This window comes from Azospirillum sp. UENF 112521 (assembly GCF_058780665.1).
Map to the genome: position 1 here is coordinate 212,968 of NZ_JBSNCI010000004.1, position 14,116 is coordinate 227,083.

The 14,116-nt window shown below is 69.4% G+C and carries 13 protein-coding genes and 1 pseudogene; 8 read left to right on the forward strand and 6 right to left on the reverse strand.

Translation table 11 applies throughout. The annotated features are described in order from the left end of the window. The first annotated feature begins 8 nt into the window (after window positions 1-8). From ACWPN8_RS21695 to ACWPN8_RS21710, 4 genes are all read left to right on the forward strand, one after another. Window positions 9-1,064, forward strand: coding sequence for an ABC transporter substrate-binding protein (locus ACWPN8_RS21695; RefSeq protein WP_492242241.1), 1,056 nt, complete (start codon window positions 9-11; stop codon window positions 1,062-1,064). Window positions 1,065-1,181: 117 nt separating this feature from the next. After that, a complete protein-coding gene (locus ACWPN8_RS21700) occupies window positions 1,182-2,948 on the forward strand; it encodes an ABC transporter permease (RefSeq protein WP_492242242.1) in 1,767 nt (588 codons plus the stop codon). Continuing rightward, entirely contained in the window at window positions 2,945-4,012 is a 1,068-nt protein-coding gene (locus ACWPN8_RS21705) for an ABC transporter ATP-binding protein (RefSeq protein ID WP_492242243.1), read from the forward strand. The genes ACWPN8_RS21700 and ACWPN8_RS21705 overlap by 4 nt, the downstream gene beginning before the upstream one ends. A gap of 40 nt (window positions 4,013-4,052) precedes the next feature. Next, complete coding sequence (locus ACWPN8_RS21710; protein ID WP_492242244.1) at window positions 4,053-4,886, forward strand: enoyl-CoA hydratase; 834 nt, start codon at window positions 4,053-4,055, stop codon at window positions 4,884-4,886. Window positions 4,887-4,907: 21 nt separating this feature from the next. Here the strand turns inward: ACWPN8_RS21710 and ACWPN8_RS21715 are convergent, their stop codons facing one another. Next, window positions 4,908-5,843: an AraC family transcriptional regulator gene (locus ACWPN8_RS21715; RefSeq protein WP_492242245.1), complete on the reverse strand. Its 936-nt coding sequence runs from the start codon at window positions 5,841-5,843 to the stop codon at window positions 4,908-4,910. 97 nt (window positions 5,844-5,940) lie between these two features. Between ACWPN8_RS21715 and ACWPN8_RS21720 the strand changes: the two genes are divergently transcribed. Further along, window positions 5,941-6,690, forward strand: coding sequence for an SDR family oxidoreductase (locus ACWPN8_RS21720; RefSeq protein WP_492242246.1), 750 nt, complete (start codon window positions 5,941-5,943; stop codon window positions 6,688-6,690). A 139-nt stretch (window positions 6,691-6,829) separates the two neighbouring features. Next, on the forward strand, window positions 6,830-7,312 hold the full coding sequence (locus ACWPN8_RS21725) for a hypothetical protein (RefSeq protein WP_492242247.1): 483 nt from the start codon (window positions 6,830-6,832) through the stop codon (window positions 7,310-7,312). Window positions 7,313-7,353: 41 nt separating this feature from the next. Here ACWPN8_RS21725 and ACWPN8_RS21730 read toward each other — a convergent pair whose 3' ends face one another. From ACWPN8_RS21730 to ACWPN8_RS21740, 3 genes are read right to left on the reverse strand one after another with little or no spacing between them, the layout of a single operon-like run. Then, window positions 7,354-8,238, reverse strand: a complete 885-nt coding sequence (locus tag ACWPN8_RS21730; protein ID WP_492242248.1) for an efflux RND transporter periplasmic adaptor subunit — start codon at window positions 8,236-8,238, stop codon at window positions 7,354-7,356. After that, window positions 8,235-8,450, reverse strand: coding sequence for a DUF1656 domain-containing protein (locus ACWPN8_RS21735; protein WP_492242249.1), 216 nt, complete (start codon window positions 8,448-8,450; stop codon window positions 8,235-8,237). Before ACWPN8_RS21735 ends, ACWPN8_RS21730 begins: the two co-directional genes overlap by 4 nt. Continuing rightward, window positions 8,447-10,612 carry an FUSC family protein gene (locus ACWPN8_RS21740; protein WP_492242250.1) on the reverse strand — a complete coding sequence of 722 codons (2,166 nt, stop codon included), beginning with the start codon at window positions 10,610-10,612 and terminating at the stop codon, window positions 8,447-8,449. Before ACWPN8_RS21740 ends, ACWPN8_RS21735 begins: the two co-directional genes overlap by 4 nt. Between ACWPN8_RS21740 and ACWPN8_RS21745 the strand changes: the two genes are divergently transcribed. Beyond that, window positions 10,598-11,539: an AraC family transcriptional regulator gene (locus tag ACWPN8_RS21745; protein WP_492242251.1), complete on the forward strand. Its 942-nt coding sequence runs from the start codon at window positions 10,598-10,600 to the stop codon at window positions 11,537-11,539. The two genes, ACWPN8_RS21740 and ACWPN8_RS21745, sit on opposite strands and share 15 nt — an antisense overlap. Before the next feature lie 11 nt (window positions 11,540-11,550). Here ACWPN8_RS21745 and ACWPN8_RS21750 read toward each other — a convergent pair whose 3' ends face one another. Continuing rightward, window positions 11,551-12,981 carry an MATE family efflux transporter gene (locus ACWPN8_RS21750; protein WP_492242252.1) on the reverse strand — a complete coding sequence of 477 codons (1,431 nt, stop codon included), beginning with the start codon at window positions 12,979-12,981 and terminating at the stop codon, window positions 11,551-11,553. Window positions 12,982-13,034: 53 nt separating this feature from the next. On the opposite strand from ACWPN8_RS21750, the pseudogene ACWPN8_RS21755 reads away from it, so the two are divergent. Next, window positions 13,035-13,286 (forward strand): annotated as a pseudogene (locus ACWPN8_RS21755) (DUF6537 domain-containing protein); the annotation flags it as partial. A gap of 49 nt (window positions 13,287-13,335) precedes the next feature. On the opposite strand, the gene ACWPN8_RS21760 reads toward ACWPN8_RS21755, so the two are convergent. Next, on the reverse strand, window positions 13,336-14,028 hold the full coding sequence (locus ACWPN8_RS21760; protein ID WP_492242253.1) for a GntR family transcriptional regulator: 693 nt from the start codon (window positions 14,026-14,028) through the stop codon (window positions 13,336-13,338). Window positions 14,029-14,116: the final 88 nt, after the last annotated feature.

Sequence of the window (14,116 nt, forward strand, 5' to 3'; positions counted from 1 at the left end):
CGACGAACATGACGGACATCTCTCGCCGCGGGCTTCTGAAGACGGGTGGACTGGCCGGGGCGGCGCTGCTGTCCGCCGGCCTCGCCGGAACCGGCTTCGCCCGGCTGGCGGCAGCGCAGGACGATCCGCTCTACGCCGCCGCCCGCAAGGAAGGCGCGCTGACGCTCTATTGGGGCTCCTACGAGCAGCAGACGATGGAGGCGATCCGCGACGCCTTCAAGGCGAAGTATCCGGGCATCGAGGTCCAGCTTCTCCGTCAGGCCTCGCAGACCGTCTACACCCGCCTGCGGCTGGAATTGCAGAACGGCGTCGCCGAATGCGACTCCCTGGGCACCACCAACCTGCTGCATTACACCGAATTGAAGAAGATCGGTGCGCTGGCCGCCTACGACCCGCCCGACGCGGCCATGCTGCCCACCGCCTTCAAGGGGCTGGACAAGGACGCCATGTACCATGTCGGCGCCATCAGCCTGACCAGCATCAACTACGCGCCGGGCAAGGTGTCCGCCCCGCCGACGAGCTGGACGGCGCTGCTGGAGGACCAGTGGAAGGGCAAGATCACCACCGGCAGCCCCGCCTTCTCCGGCGACGTGGCGAGCTGGGTGGTCGCCATCCGCCGCAAGTACGGCGACGACTACCTGCGCCGCTTCGGCCAGCAGAAGCCGAAGGTCGGCCAGTCCAACGTCGACACCGTCACCGACATCCTGGCCGGCGAGCGCGTGGTCGGATCCGGCGCGCCCTTCAGCTACACGCTGACCCAGAAGGCGGCGGGCAATCCCATCGACGTCAGCGTGCCCACCGACGACGCCATCCTCAACCTCGGCCTGACCGGCATCCCGGTGAAGGCTCCCCACCCCAACGCCGCCCGGCTGTTCACCAACTTCCTCTATTCCAAGGAGGTCTCCGACATCCTGTCGAAGAATTACTGGCCGACGCTGCGCACCGACGTCGCCTGGGCCGAGGGCCGCTCGCTGGACCAGTTGAAATGGTACCGAAACAGCGGCGACGACCTCGCCGCCGAAGTGGCCGAAGGCATCGCAAAGTGGAAGGAGCTGGTGCGTTAGCCTCCCCGAAAGGTTCCAAATCCCGGACCGGCGGCGGTTGCCACCCGGCCGCCGGTTCGGGAACACTCCATCATGCTGGGCCGCAGGGCCCATCCCTGGCAACGGGAGGCGGACCCAATGGGGGTCATTTCAACCAGTTCCCGCGACGCCGAAGCCCGTCCCGTCATGGCGCGGGTGCCGCTCGTCAAGGCGGCGGTCCTCGGCGCCGTCATCCTTCTCCTGGTGCTGCTGGTGGTCCAGCCCTTCGGCTGGGTGCTGTTCAACAGCCTGCACGACGACGCGACCGGCGCCTGGACCCTGAACAACTACGCGCGCGTCGTCCAGTCGGCCGAGCTGATCGAGCCGCTGGTCAATTCCCTGATCCTGGCCGCCGCCACGGCGGTGATCGCGGTCGGCATCGGCGTGCCGCTGGCCTGGCTGGTGTCGCGCACCGACCTGCCGTTGCGCCGCACCATCCGCGTCCTGACGCTGACCGCCTTCGTCACCCCGTCCTTCATCGGCGCCACCGGCTGGATCCTGCTGGCCGCGCCCAACTCGGGCTGGCTCAACACGGCATGGCGCTGGCTGGCCGGCGAGGGTGCCGGGACGCCGCTGAACATCTATTCGATGGCCGGCGCCATCTTCGTCTGCGGCATCTACACCGTCCCCTACAGCTTCACCATGGTGTCGAGCGCGCTCGACGAGATGGCGGTGGAGCTGGAGGACGCGGCGACGACGCTGGGCTGCGGGGTGCTGCGGACGATGGCCAGCATCACCATCCCGCTGGCCGCACCGGCGGTGATCGCCAGCTTCATCCTGTCCTTCATCCAGGGGCTGACGCTGTTCGGCGTCCCGGCCTTCCTGCTGACGCCGACCGGCATCCCGGTGGTCACCACCAAGCTGGCCGAGTTCTACCAGCTGTTCCCGCCGGAGATTTATCTGGCCGCCGCCTACTGCATGCCGCTGCTGCTGGTCACCGGTACCTTGTTCTGGATGCGCCGCCGCTATCTCGGCCGCAAGCAGTACGTCACCATCTCCGGCAAGACGCGCGCCGGGCGGCAGATCCGGCTCGGCGGCTGGCGCTGGCCCGCGCTGTTCCTTGCCCTGCTGGTGCCGCTGCTGTCGGTCTTCCTGCCCTACGCGGCATTGCTGACGGTGTCGCTGACCCGCGCCTGGGGCCAGGGGCTGAGCTGGGAGAACCTGTCCCTCTACTGGTACTGGTGGGCGGTCTTCGGCAATTCTGAAACCCACACCGCCATCGTCAATTCGCTGGTCTATTCGACGCTGGGAGCGACGCTGTGCGTGGCGCTCGGCACGCTGGTCGCCTACATCGTCGAGCGGCGGCTGATGGTCGGCGCCTCCCTGCTGGGGGCGGTGGCGACGGTGCCCATCGTCATCCCCGGCATCGTCCTGTCGGTCGGCTTCTTCGCCGCCTACACCCGCGCCCCCCTCAACCTCTACGGCACGCCGCTGCTGCTGATCGCCGCCTTCGCCGCCACCTTCCTGCCGATCGCCTATTCCCATGGCGGCTCGATCCTGAAGGGCATCGGGCCAGAGCTGGAGCGCGCCGCCCGCAGCCTGGGCGCCGGCGAGGCGCGGACCTTCCTGTCGATCACCCTGCCGCTGATGGGCGGCGGGCTGGTGTCGGGCTGGTTCCTGGTCTTCATCCCGATCATCCGCGAGCTGTCGGTCGCCGTCTTCCTGATCACACCGAAGACCAACGTGATGACCACGCTGATCTACAACGCCAAGGACGGCGGCAATTACGAAGCCGTCTGCGCGATGAGCGTCCTTCTCCTCCTGATCACGCTGTTCCTCGTGGCGGTGGCCCGCCCGCTGGCCGGGTTGACCGGCGCCCGGCGCACCTCCCGCAAGACCGCCACGGCGGCCGGAGTTCCCTCATGAGCGGCATCCGCATCACCAATCTGCGCAAGTCCTTCGGCAGCTACACCGCGCTGCGCGGCATTGACCTCCAGGTTCCCAACGGCACGCTGCTGGCGCTGCTGGGACCGTCGGGCTGCGGGAAATCGACCACCCTGCAATTGCTGGCCGGCTTCGAGGCCCCGACCGAGGGCGAGATCTGGGCCGACGACGTGCTGCTCTCCTCGCCGCGCGGGGTGCTGCCGCCGGAGCGGCGCGGCATCTCGCTGGTCTTCCAGAACTATGCGGTCTGGCCGCACAAGACGGTGGCCGAGAATGTCGCCTTCGGGCTCAGCATCCGCCGCCTGCCCAAGGCCGAGATCGCCGAGCGGCTGACCCGCGCGCTGCGCACCGTCCGGTTGGAGAGCCTGCGCGACCGCTACCCGTCCGAGCTGTCGGGCGGCCAGCAGCAGCGCGTGGCGCTGGCCCGGGCGCTGGTGGTGGAGCCCTCCATCCTGCTGCTCGACGAGCCGCTGTCCAACCTCGACGCCCATCTGCGCGAGGAGATGCGCTTCGAGATCCGCCAGGTCCACGACCTCCTGGGCATCACCACCGTCTACGTCACCCACGACCAGTCGGAGGCGCTGGTCACCGCCGACCGCATCGCCGTGATGCAGGCGGGGGCGGTCCAGCAGTTCGGCACGCCCGAGGATGTGTTCGAGCGGCCGGCCAACGCCTTCGTCGCCCGCTTCATCGGCTCGAACAACGAGCTGGCCGGCACCGGCGAGGGCGAGGGCAGCATCCGCATCGGCGGCCGCGTGCTGACCGCTCCCGACCGCAGCGGGGTGGCGCGCGGCGGGTCCGTCTCGCTCTGCGTGCGCCCCTCCAAGGTGCGGCTGGACGATGACGGCGGCCTGTCCTGCAACAGCCTGCCCGGCACGATCGTCCGCTCCGCCTATCTCGGCGAGCATCGCGACGTGCTGGTCGACATCGGCGAAGGGCGGACGATCCGCGCCTTCGTGCCGCCGGAACGGCGTTACGGACCGGGTGCGGCGACGACGGTCCATCTCCCCATCGACGCCTGCCAGATCCTGGCCCCCTCCGCCTGACGGCCTTCCCCCTGGCGGCCTTTCAAGGAAATCCTCGATCATGACCGATCCGACGACCGGCGCCCCGACGGGCGCCGCCCCCGAACCTGCACCCGAAATCCTGACGGAGCGGCGCGGTGCCGTGGAATGGGTGATCTTCAACCGCCCGCGCGCCCGCAACGCCATGACCCCCTGGATGGAGGACCGGCTGATCGAGATCTGCCGGGCGGTCGATGCAGATCCCACTGTGAAGGCGCTTGCCCTCACCGGTGCGGCCGGCGACAAGCCGGCCTTCATGGCCGGGGCCGATCTGTCCTGCCTGCAAAGCGTCTCCTCGCCCGAGGATTTCACCATCCTGGAAACCCGTGCCGAGGCGGCGGCGATGGCCCTGGAGGCGGTGCGCGTGCCGACGGTCGCCGTCCTCTCGGGCCCCTGCATCGGCGAGGGGGCGCTGCTGGCCTCCTGCTGCGACGTGCGCATCGCCTCGCCGTCGGTGCGCTTCGGCTTCCCCATCGCCCGCACGGTGGGGAATTGCCTGAGCGTCAAGAATTTGGCGAGGCTGTCGGCGCTGCTCGGCACCGTGCGGACACGGGAGATGATCTTCAGCGCCCGCCTGCTGGGCGCTGACGATCTGGCGGCGGCCGGGGCGGTGCGCACCGTCGTCGCCGGCGAGGACGAGCTGACCGCCCATGGCCAGCAGGTGGCCGAGGAGCTGGCCGCGCTGGCCCCCCTGACCCTCTGGGCGACGCGCGAGGGGCTGCGCCGGCTGCGCGACAACAGCCTGCCGCGGGACATCGACGGCGACCTGCTGCGCCGCTGCTACCTGTCGGCCGACTATCAGGAGGGCATCGCCGCGTTCCTGGAAAAGCGCCCCCCGGTCTGGAGCGGGAGATGAGTGCCGCGCGGATTTGAAAACTCAGCGCCAATCCTTCGCAGACGCCGGGCCTTCGCTGGCCTCGGCCAACCGTGAGTAGCGTGCCGGCGAAACGCCCTGGAAGCGCGTGAAGGCGACGGTGAACGTGTTGGCCGAGCTGTAGCCGACACGCTCCGCAACCTCCTCGACCCCGAATTCGCTGTCGCGCAAAAGCTGTTTGGCCAGCGCCATGCGCCAGGAGAGCAGATATTCCATCGGCGCCACGCCGACGACCCGGTTGAAGCGGGCAAAGAAGGCGGATCTCGACATGCCCGCTTCGGCGGCGAGGTCGGCCACCGTCCAGCCGCGGCCCGGCTCGGCGTGCATTGCGCCCAACGCCTCGGCCAGCCGCGGATCCGCAAGCCCGCTCGCCAGGCCCGGTGCGCCCTCCACACTGCCGGCGCAGCGGAACGCTTCGATCAGCAGCACCTCCAGCAACCGCTCCAGGACGAGGTCGCGGGCCGACCTGCGCGCCCGCGATTCATCGCTGACGAGTTGCATCACCGTCAGAAGACGGGGTTCGCCGCGGACGATTACCGTGCGGGGCAGCAGGGGCACCAGAAGCGGGGCGTCGGGCGAATCGAAAACGCAGTGCCCGATCTGCATGCGCAGATCCGGCGACCCCTCCGCACATCCTGCCCGAAAATGGCCGGGCCCGATCTCCGCCGGCCTTTCGAACACACCGGGCGGAGGCGGCACCGGACTCTCGTTGATGAGTTCCTGCATGGCCGGGACCATCACGAAATCCCCGGCTTCAAGCACCGCCGGCGTGTGTCCGTTCACCATCATCCGGCACTTGCCTTCCAGGATCGCGCAATAGAACGGCTCGCCGGTGCCCTCGCGCCGGATGCGCCAGGACCCGGCGCACTCCACGAATTTGGAAAACCGTGCGGCGGGTTTCAGGAGGCTGACGACTTCGGCAAGCGGATCGACGCGCAAATCAGGACCATCTGCTTAGAAATAAGGACGTCCGACCGTATACCGTCCTGCCTCCTCTGGCTAGCATGCAGGCCACACCCCTGAAACGAGGCCTCGTATGTCCACCATCCTCATCACCGGCTGCTCATCCGGCTTCGGCCTTGAGACCGTCCGGCTCTTCCTCGACCGCGGCTGGACTGTCGTCGCGACGACGCGCAACGGGCGCGCCGACATGCTGCCCGCGTCCGAGCGTCTGCGCGTCCTGCCGCTCGACATCACCGACCGGAGCAGCATCGATCGGGTGATCGGCGATGCCGGTCCAATCGACGTGCTGGTCAACAATGCCGGTTTCGGCGCACCCGTCCCGGTGGAGCTGACGAGCCCGGAAACGGCGAAATCCCTCTTCGAGACCAACACGCTCGGCACGCTGGCGATGCTCCAGGCCGCGCTGCCGCAGTTCCGCGAACGCCGTGCCGGCGTGGTGATCAACGTCACCTCGGCCGCCCTCCTCAAGCCGCTGCCGCTGATCGGCGTCTATCGCGCGAGCAAGGCCGCGGTGGATGCGTACACCGAATCCCTGGCGGTCGAACTGGAGCCCTTCGGTATCCGGGTGCATCTGGTGATGCCCGGCCGTTCGCCCGAAACGAAGTTCGGCGACAGCGCGCGCCGGCATCTGCGCGGCCTCGACGACCCCGATTACCAGCCGCTGATCGAGCGCATGCTGACGGGAATGCGCAACAGCGCGGGTCCGGTGACCCATGCCGGGGATGTCGCCCAGGCGATCTGGCGCACTGCGACCGATCCCTCGGTGCCCCTGCGCATCCCCGCAGGCGCCGATGCCGAAGCATGGATGGCCGAGGCCGGCTGAACTCCGGAACACCGCGATGCGGCGGTGGCTGCGCGAAGCCGCCGCTTGACGGTCGGGGGCCGGGCTGTCCCTGGAGGCTTGCAAGGCCGGAGCGGCGATGGCTGAATCGGCGACCGGTCGATCATGGAAGGAGATGCGGATGGACGGAGCGCAGGTCATGCCGGTGTCGCTGTCTCCGCCCACCGATCCGGCCATCCGCTGGGCCGGCCGCCTGCTCGCCATGGTGGGCGAGCTTCACAAGGTCGGGTATCAGCGTCTCAGGATCGCCCCCGGCATGGCCCCGTCGGGATGCCATTGGCGCTGCCACGTCACGCCGGCGGGCAATGTCGCCGCGAACGGATGGGAGCCGCTCGATTGGAGCCGGCAGGTCGCCAGCTACAGCACCGGCCAGAAGGACCGCTATTTCGGATGGGAGGATTCGGCGCAGGAGTCCGCCCGTCACCTCGCCGCGAAGTTCGTCGAGCGGTTTCCCGAGATCGCCCGCGACGGCCAGGGTGCGGACTGGGCCTATGCCGGCTGGTATGTCGCCATGCTCGGGCACGCCGAGCATGGGGCCTTTCCGGTCTTCTTCGCCGATTACCCGGTCGAAATCGCCTGCGACCGGCTGCCCCCGCCGCCCTGAGTGGCAGTCGCGACGCCTGACGCGACTGCCGATGCGGCCGGTCACAGCGCGTCGGGGTCCGTTGTGGACCCGATGGCGACGGTCGCCGTCATGCCCGCCGCCAGCTCGACGCCGGGCGGCACCCGGTCGATGTGGATGCGCACCGGGATGCGCTGGGCGAGGCGGACCCAGCTGAAGGTCGGCTCGACGTTCGGCAGGCCGAGGTGTCCCGGCGTTCCGTTGCTGTCCTCGATGCCGCGGCCGATGCTGTCGACATGGCCGGACAGCGGCTCGTCGAAGCCCATCAGCATGATCCGCGCCGGGCTGCCGACACGGATCCGCCGCAGCTTGGTTTCCTCGAAATAGCTGGTGATCCAGAAGCTGGTGGCGTCGAGGATGGCGATCTTCGTCACGCCGGCCGTGGCATAGTCGCCGGGCCGCAGCCGCAGATTGGTGACATACCCGTCGACCGGTGCCCGGATCGTCGCCCGCGCGAGGTTGAGCCTGGCGAGATCGAGCGCCGCCACCGCGCCGTCATAGGTCGCCGCCGCCTGTGCCGCGGCGCCGGCCGTCTGCTGCACATCCTCCTGCGAGATGACCTCGCGGAGCTGGCTTCGCCGCCGCGCCGCCGCCTGCCGGACAAGCATGTCCTGGCGCCGGCCCTCCGCCTCGGCCTGTGCGGACGCCACCGCGAGCGAGAACCGCGCGGCGTCGATCGCATAGAGGACATCGCCGCGATGCACATACTGGTTGTCGGCGACGGAGACGGCGCCCACGGTCCCGGAGACCTCCGGCGCGATCTGGACCACCTCCGCGCTCACCCGGGCATCCCGCGTCCACGGCGTCTGCTCGTGGCGGTTCCACACCTGCAAAGCCACGACGGCGGCAGCCGTGCCGAAGCACAGGGTCAGGGCATAGCGCCCGAGCAGGGACAGCACAGCTTTCATTGGAATGTTCCGCTGGAGGGCAGAGCCTGCAAAAGCAGGCCGTAGAGAAGGGCGAAAATGGCGAGTTCGACGAGCGGCCGGCTGGCGGTCAGGCGGAAGAGCCCCGCAGCCGCGAAGAGACGGACCAGCGCGACGGTTCCGGCGAGCGCCGCCACGGCAAGCACCAGCAGACCGGGGAGGAAGACTCCCCCGAAATCGAGATCGGGGATCATCGGTCGGTCTCCCAAGACACCGCCCCGCCCGGACCGAGGGCGAACCGGAGGTCGATGAGCAGGTCGAGCAGCAAAGCACGGTCGGCAACAGGGCTGTCGGCAGGCGGGCCATCAGCAGGCGGGCTGTCGGCAATCCGCGCCGCCAGCGCTTCGATGCGCCGGTGCAGGGCCGTGGCATCCGACGGCCCCGCCCGGTATCCGGGGCCGAAGCGCAGGGCAATCGCGGTGAGAAGCTCGAACCCGTCATGAGCGATCTCCCCGTCATTCGCGCCGAGATGCCGGATCGCCCGATGAAGCCGGCCGGCGGCGTGACCGACGCGCAGATGGTGCAGCGTGTCGTCGAGCACATCCGGGTGGGACGTCCCGGACAGCCGGAGCCTCGGCAGCAGCAGCGCCGTCCGGTCGATCATCAGGCTCGTCCACAGCGCCTCGTCGGGTGCGCCGCCCAGGGCCCGTCGCCTGACATCCCGCCGGTTCAGCCGAAGCAGCCGACCGATTGCCGCATCGACCGGGATGGTCTGGAACAGGCTCATGCTGGCGACGGCAAATCCTGTTGCCGCGAACAGCGCGACAACGCTGTTGAGCGACCCGGCGAAGTCGCCGGCATAGCTGGCGCCCAGTCCCGACAGGATCGGGATCGTCAACGTGATGCCGAGCGCCATGTAGGCCGTCGGCGGCCGGGCTTGCAGCGAGCCGGCGACCAGGAAGGCTGGTGCCAGCACCGCGGCGAGACCGGCGAAATCCGTCACGCGGGGCAGGATGGCGAAGCTGTAGACCAGGCTGACCGCCACCCCGACGACCGAGCCGGTCATGTATTTGACGACATTCGGCGCCGGCGTGTCGACATTGCCGAACAGGGCGCAGCAGACGCCCAGGATCGACACCGCCAGCCCACCCTCCGGCCAGGCCGACCAGATCCAGAACGCACAGCCGATGACGATGCCGGCGACCGCGCCCAGCGCGCTCCGGGCGGCCATCCAGGGGTCGCGGTGATAGACGTAGCCCGTCGCGCGCCCGGCGCGCCGGTGCGATGCGGCGTCCGGCGGCCGGGTGGCGGCAAGGGCGGTCCGGGCACTGCTCCGTCCGACGATCCGTCCGAGCCGGTCGCACTCGTGAAGCAGGCCGATCATCTCGGCGAGGTGGCCGACGAGGTTGGCCGCCAGCCTGTCGCCGGCCGTCGCGGCCTCCGCGGCGAGGCGTGTCCGCAGCGTGCGGGCACGATCGATCAGACGGATCGCGACGGCATCCCGCCCGGCCGCATCGGCGGCGGCGAGCCAATCCCCCGCACCATCCAGCAGCGCGGCCAGCTCGTCGGCCAGTTCGTTTGGCCGCTCGTTGCGCAAACTGCGGTCTCCGCTGCGCAGCGCATGGATGCGGTCCCCGACCTCCGTGGCGAGCGGAAGCAGCCGCGCAAGCCGGTCATGGATCAGGTGCAGCGTCTCCAGGCTCGGCGTCACCGGCACCGGATCGTAGGGCAGGTGAGCGGCCAGCCCTTGCAGGGCGAGAAGATCGCCGGCGAGCCGGTCGCGGTCGCGGCGGAACCCCTGCCCGGAGCGTCCATGCAGCGCATCGCCCGCCAGCCGGCGGGCGTCCCGCAGCGTCGCCGACAGCTTGGCGGTGAATTGGCCGGTCATGCGCTTCGGCAGGACGAAGCGATGGACCAGGACGGCGCAGAGGATGCCGATGGAGATCTCCTGGACCCGCACCGACGCCGTGTCGAAGATGGCGGCGGGATGGAACACGCCGGGGAAGCCGATCAGGCTGGCGGTGTAGCCGGACAGCACGAAGGCATAGGCCCGCGCGGTGCGGTCGAGCAGCGAGAAATAGAGGCACAGGCCGATCCAGCCGGCGAGGACCACGCTGCACACAAGCGGATCGTTCACGAAACAGGGGACGATCGCCACGGTCGCCACCGCCCCGACAATCGTGCCCGCGAAGCGGTAGACGCCGCGGCCGAGCGACGCGCCGGCCGAATTCTGCGACACGATGTAGACGGTGACGATGGCCCAGGAGGGTTTCGGCACCCCTGCGCGCAGCGCGATGTAATAGGCCAGCATCGCCGCGGCGAAGCTTTTCGCCGAGAAGAGCAGCGCGTCGGCATCGCTCCGCAGCAGCGCGATCGTGGCGGTCAGGAGCCGGTCCGAAGGATGGTGGGTTCTCATGCCCCCGAGTATCGGCGCGTTGCGCAGCCAGATAAATTAGGTATCCTGTCAAAAAATCCTTTAATCCTGCCAAAACCGATCATGCCGAATGCGATGTCCGGGTCACGGTCCGCCGTTTCCGTCTTCGACCCCGATCTCGCGGACCGGCCTGCCGTCGCACGCCTGCTCGACTTCGCGGACTACGAGGCGGAAGTGCCGGTGCACGTGCATCGGCGGGGACAGTTGATTCTGGCGCTGCATGGCGCCGTCACCTGCACCGCGGACGACGAGATCTGGATCGTGCCGCCCGATTGCGGGGTGTGGATTCCGGGCGGCATGCCGCACAGCGTCAGGACGACGGCGAATGCCCGGCTCAGCTATTTGTTCGTCGAGCCGGGAGCGGCAAACCTGCCCGAGCTCTGCTGCACCCTGTCGATCTCTCCGCTGGTGCGGGAGCTGGTCAACCGGCTGACCGGCGAGGTTCTGGACTATCTGCCGGACAGCCATGCCGCCCGGCTTGCACGGGTGACGCTGGACGAGCTGGCCGCGATGCCGCGCGAACACTTCAACCTGCCCATCTCCAACGATCCGAAGATCCGGACGATCGCCGATGCCCTGACGGTCGAACCGTCCGACCGCAGCACCCTGGCAGAGTGGGCCAAACGCGTCGCCATGAGCGAACGGTCGCTGGCCCGTCTGATGCTGCGCGAGACCGGCCTGACCTTCGGGCGCTGGCGGCAGCAGCTTCACCTTGTCGTGGCGCTTCGCGAACTGGCCGGCGGGGCCGCGGTGCAGACGGTGGCGGACACGCTCGGCTACGAATTGGTCAACGCCTTCATCACGATGTTCAAGAAGGCCCTGGGAAGCACGCCGGCACAATATTTTACCCAGCGCAGGGCGAGGCTGCCGGGGTCACGGACAGGGAAGAGCAAGCCGGGTGTCAGGTAAGCGATGCCGCCTCACGGCCGGTTGACCTGCACGGCCAGCGCGACCGCCGCCTTGCCGGACAGCGGAACGTCGGCCGGCACCGCCACCGCCTCCGGTGCCGGGCCGCCTCCGCTCCGGCCGAGCCGCCCGGTCACCCGGAACGCCACCAGGACCGCCGCGATGCCGAACAGCACCGATCCCGCCGCCTGTCCGATCAGCACCCCCGGCGCCCCGCCCAGCCAGCCGCCAACCGCAACGAACGGCATGGTCCCCAGCGTCGCCCTGCCCCAGTTGAACCCGGTCGCCAGCAGGGGGAAGCCCAGATTGTTGAAGGCGGCGTTGCCGACGAACAGGAAGCCGACGAACAGGAACCCGCCGGCCACCACAGTGCAGAACAGGCGGACCAGATCAGCCGACACGCCCTCGGCGGAAAAGGCGCCCACCACCAGATCGCGGGCAAGGAACAGACCCAGCCAGACCGCCAGCACCCAGACGACGATCAGCGCCAGGCTGGCCCGCAGGGTCGCGCGCACCCGGTCGGGGCGGCCGGCCCCCAGATTCTGCGCAAGGATCGGGCCGACGGCACCGGTCAGGGCGAAGATGGTGCCGAAGGCGACCGGAACCAGGCGGTCGACGATGGCCGCCCCGGCGATGGCCGCATCGCCGAAACGCGCCATGCTGGTGGTGACATAGACGCCGGCGACCGGGGTGGCGAGGTTGGTGAGGACCGCCGGACCGGCGATGCCGGCCAGCGTCCCGGCATCCGTCAGCAGGCCGGTCCAGCCCGGTGCGGCGACCAGCCGGTGCACCCGCGCCACGCCGTGCCAGCCGACGGCGGCGAGCAGGCAGCGCGACAGCACGACCGTCACCGCCGCACCGGTCAGGTCCAGCCGCAGGCCGAAGATCAGGATCGGGTTCAGCGCCGCGGTGAACAGCGCCGCATAGAGCGTGACGGTCATGGCGCGGCGCGCATCGCCCTGCGCCCGCAGCATCGCCGAACAGCCCATGCCAAGGCCGAGCAGCGGCAGGGTCGGCGACAGGATGGTCAGGTAGCCGACGGCAAGCTCCCTGGTGGCTCCCCTGGCGCCCAGCAGATCCATCGCCGACCCCAGCAGCGGCAGGGTCAGCAGGCCGACCGCTGCGGCGACCAGTGCGGTCAGAATCAGGCTGGATCCCGCCAGCCTCGCCGCCTCCACGCGCCGGCCGCCGCCGATGGCGCGTGCGACCAGCGCTCCGGCGCCGATCGACAGCCCGATGCACAGCGACGATTGCAGGAACAGGACGGTGCCGGCGAAGCCGACCGCCGCCGCCAGCTCGCGTTCGCCCAGCAGTGAAATGTAGAACAGGTTCAGCAGATCGACGGCGAACACCGCGATCAGCCCGACCGAGCCGGTGGCGGTCATCACCATCACATGGCGCATCGGCGAACCGGTGGTGAAGCGCCCTACGGCGGTTTCGGCCATTGCAGCGGTCTCCTCTTGGGCGGCACTGGGATGGCGACCTCTGGGGTCAGAGATTGGTTCGCCGCCTTTCCCATCAAGTCGTCCCTGGCCACACTGCCGCAAGCGGAGACCGCCGGCAAACCGCTTCGCCCGCCGGCTTCCGCCTGCGCTTCCATCCGGCTCCTCCCCTGCTTGCGGGCCGCGACGAGCGGACAGGCCACGTGAGGAAGAGTGCCTATCGTCCCTGGATGCCGACCATGTTCAAAGTGCCGGCGAAACTCAAAGGACTGCGCGGAATGCCGGTTGATCCGTTCGGGCGCACCGCGGAACGCCGGCGTCGCGGACCGGCTCCGCGGGCCGCTCAGAGCGACCCGCTCAACTCTTGGCGATCTCGCCCAGCACGTCCTTGGCGAGGCTGCGGATGTGCCGCTCCATGGCGGCCCGCGCCTCCGCCGCATCGCCGCTCTCCAGCGCCGCGATCACGTCGAGATGCTCGTCGCAGTCGGGACGGATGCGCGACGGCAGGCCGGACAGTTCGAACAGGCGCGTCGTCACCCGCAGGTCGCGGATGATCTGCGCCAGCACCGCGTTGCCGGAGGCCTCGGCGATCAGGGTGTGCAGCTCCTCGTCGGCCGCCCAATGGTCCTCGAAGCGGATCTTGGGCTCGTCGCGCAGCCGCAGCATCTCGGCCTTCATCGCCTGCAGGCGGACCGGATCGACCCTGGACGCGGCGGCGGCGATGGCCTCCCCCTCCAGGATCTCGCGCAGGCGCATGCTCTGGAAATATTCGCGGTTGGAGACCTCGCGCACCCGGTAGGGGCGGTTGAACTCCTTGCGGATCAGCCCTTCGCTCGCCAGCCGCACCAGCGCCTCGCGGATCGGCGTGCGCGAGATGCTGAGTGCGGTGGCCAGCCGGTCTTCGACGATCACCTCGCCGCTCGGGATGCGGCGGTCGAGGATCATCTCCAGGATGGTGCGGTAGGCCATGCTCGCCAGGTTGACGCCGGCGGTGGCCGGCGTCGCGGCCTTGGGGCCTTCGGCTTTTGAAGCCTCCATGTCCATGCTCATACCAAGTCCTGCCACCTGACGCTGATCTTCTCCCCTAACAAAGCAGACGAACCGTTGTCCTGCAAAGGTTCTGATCGGCCCGGCCGGG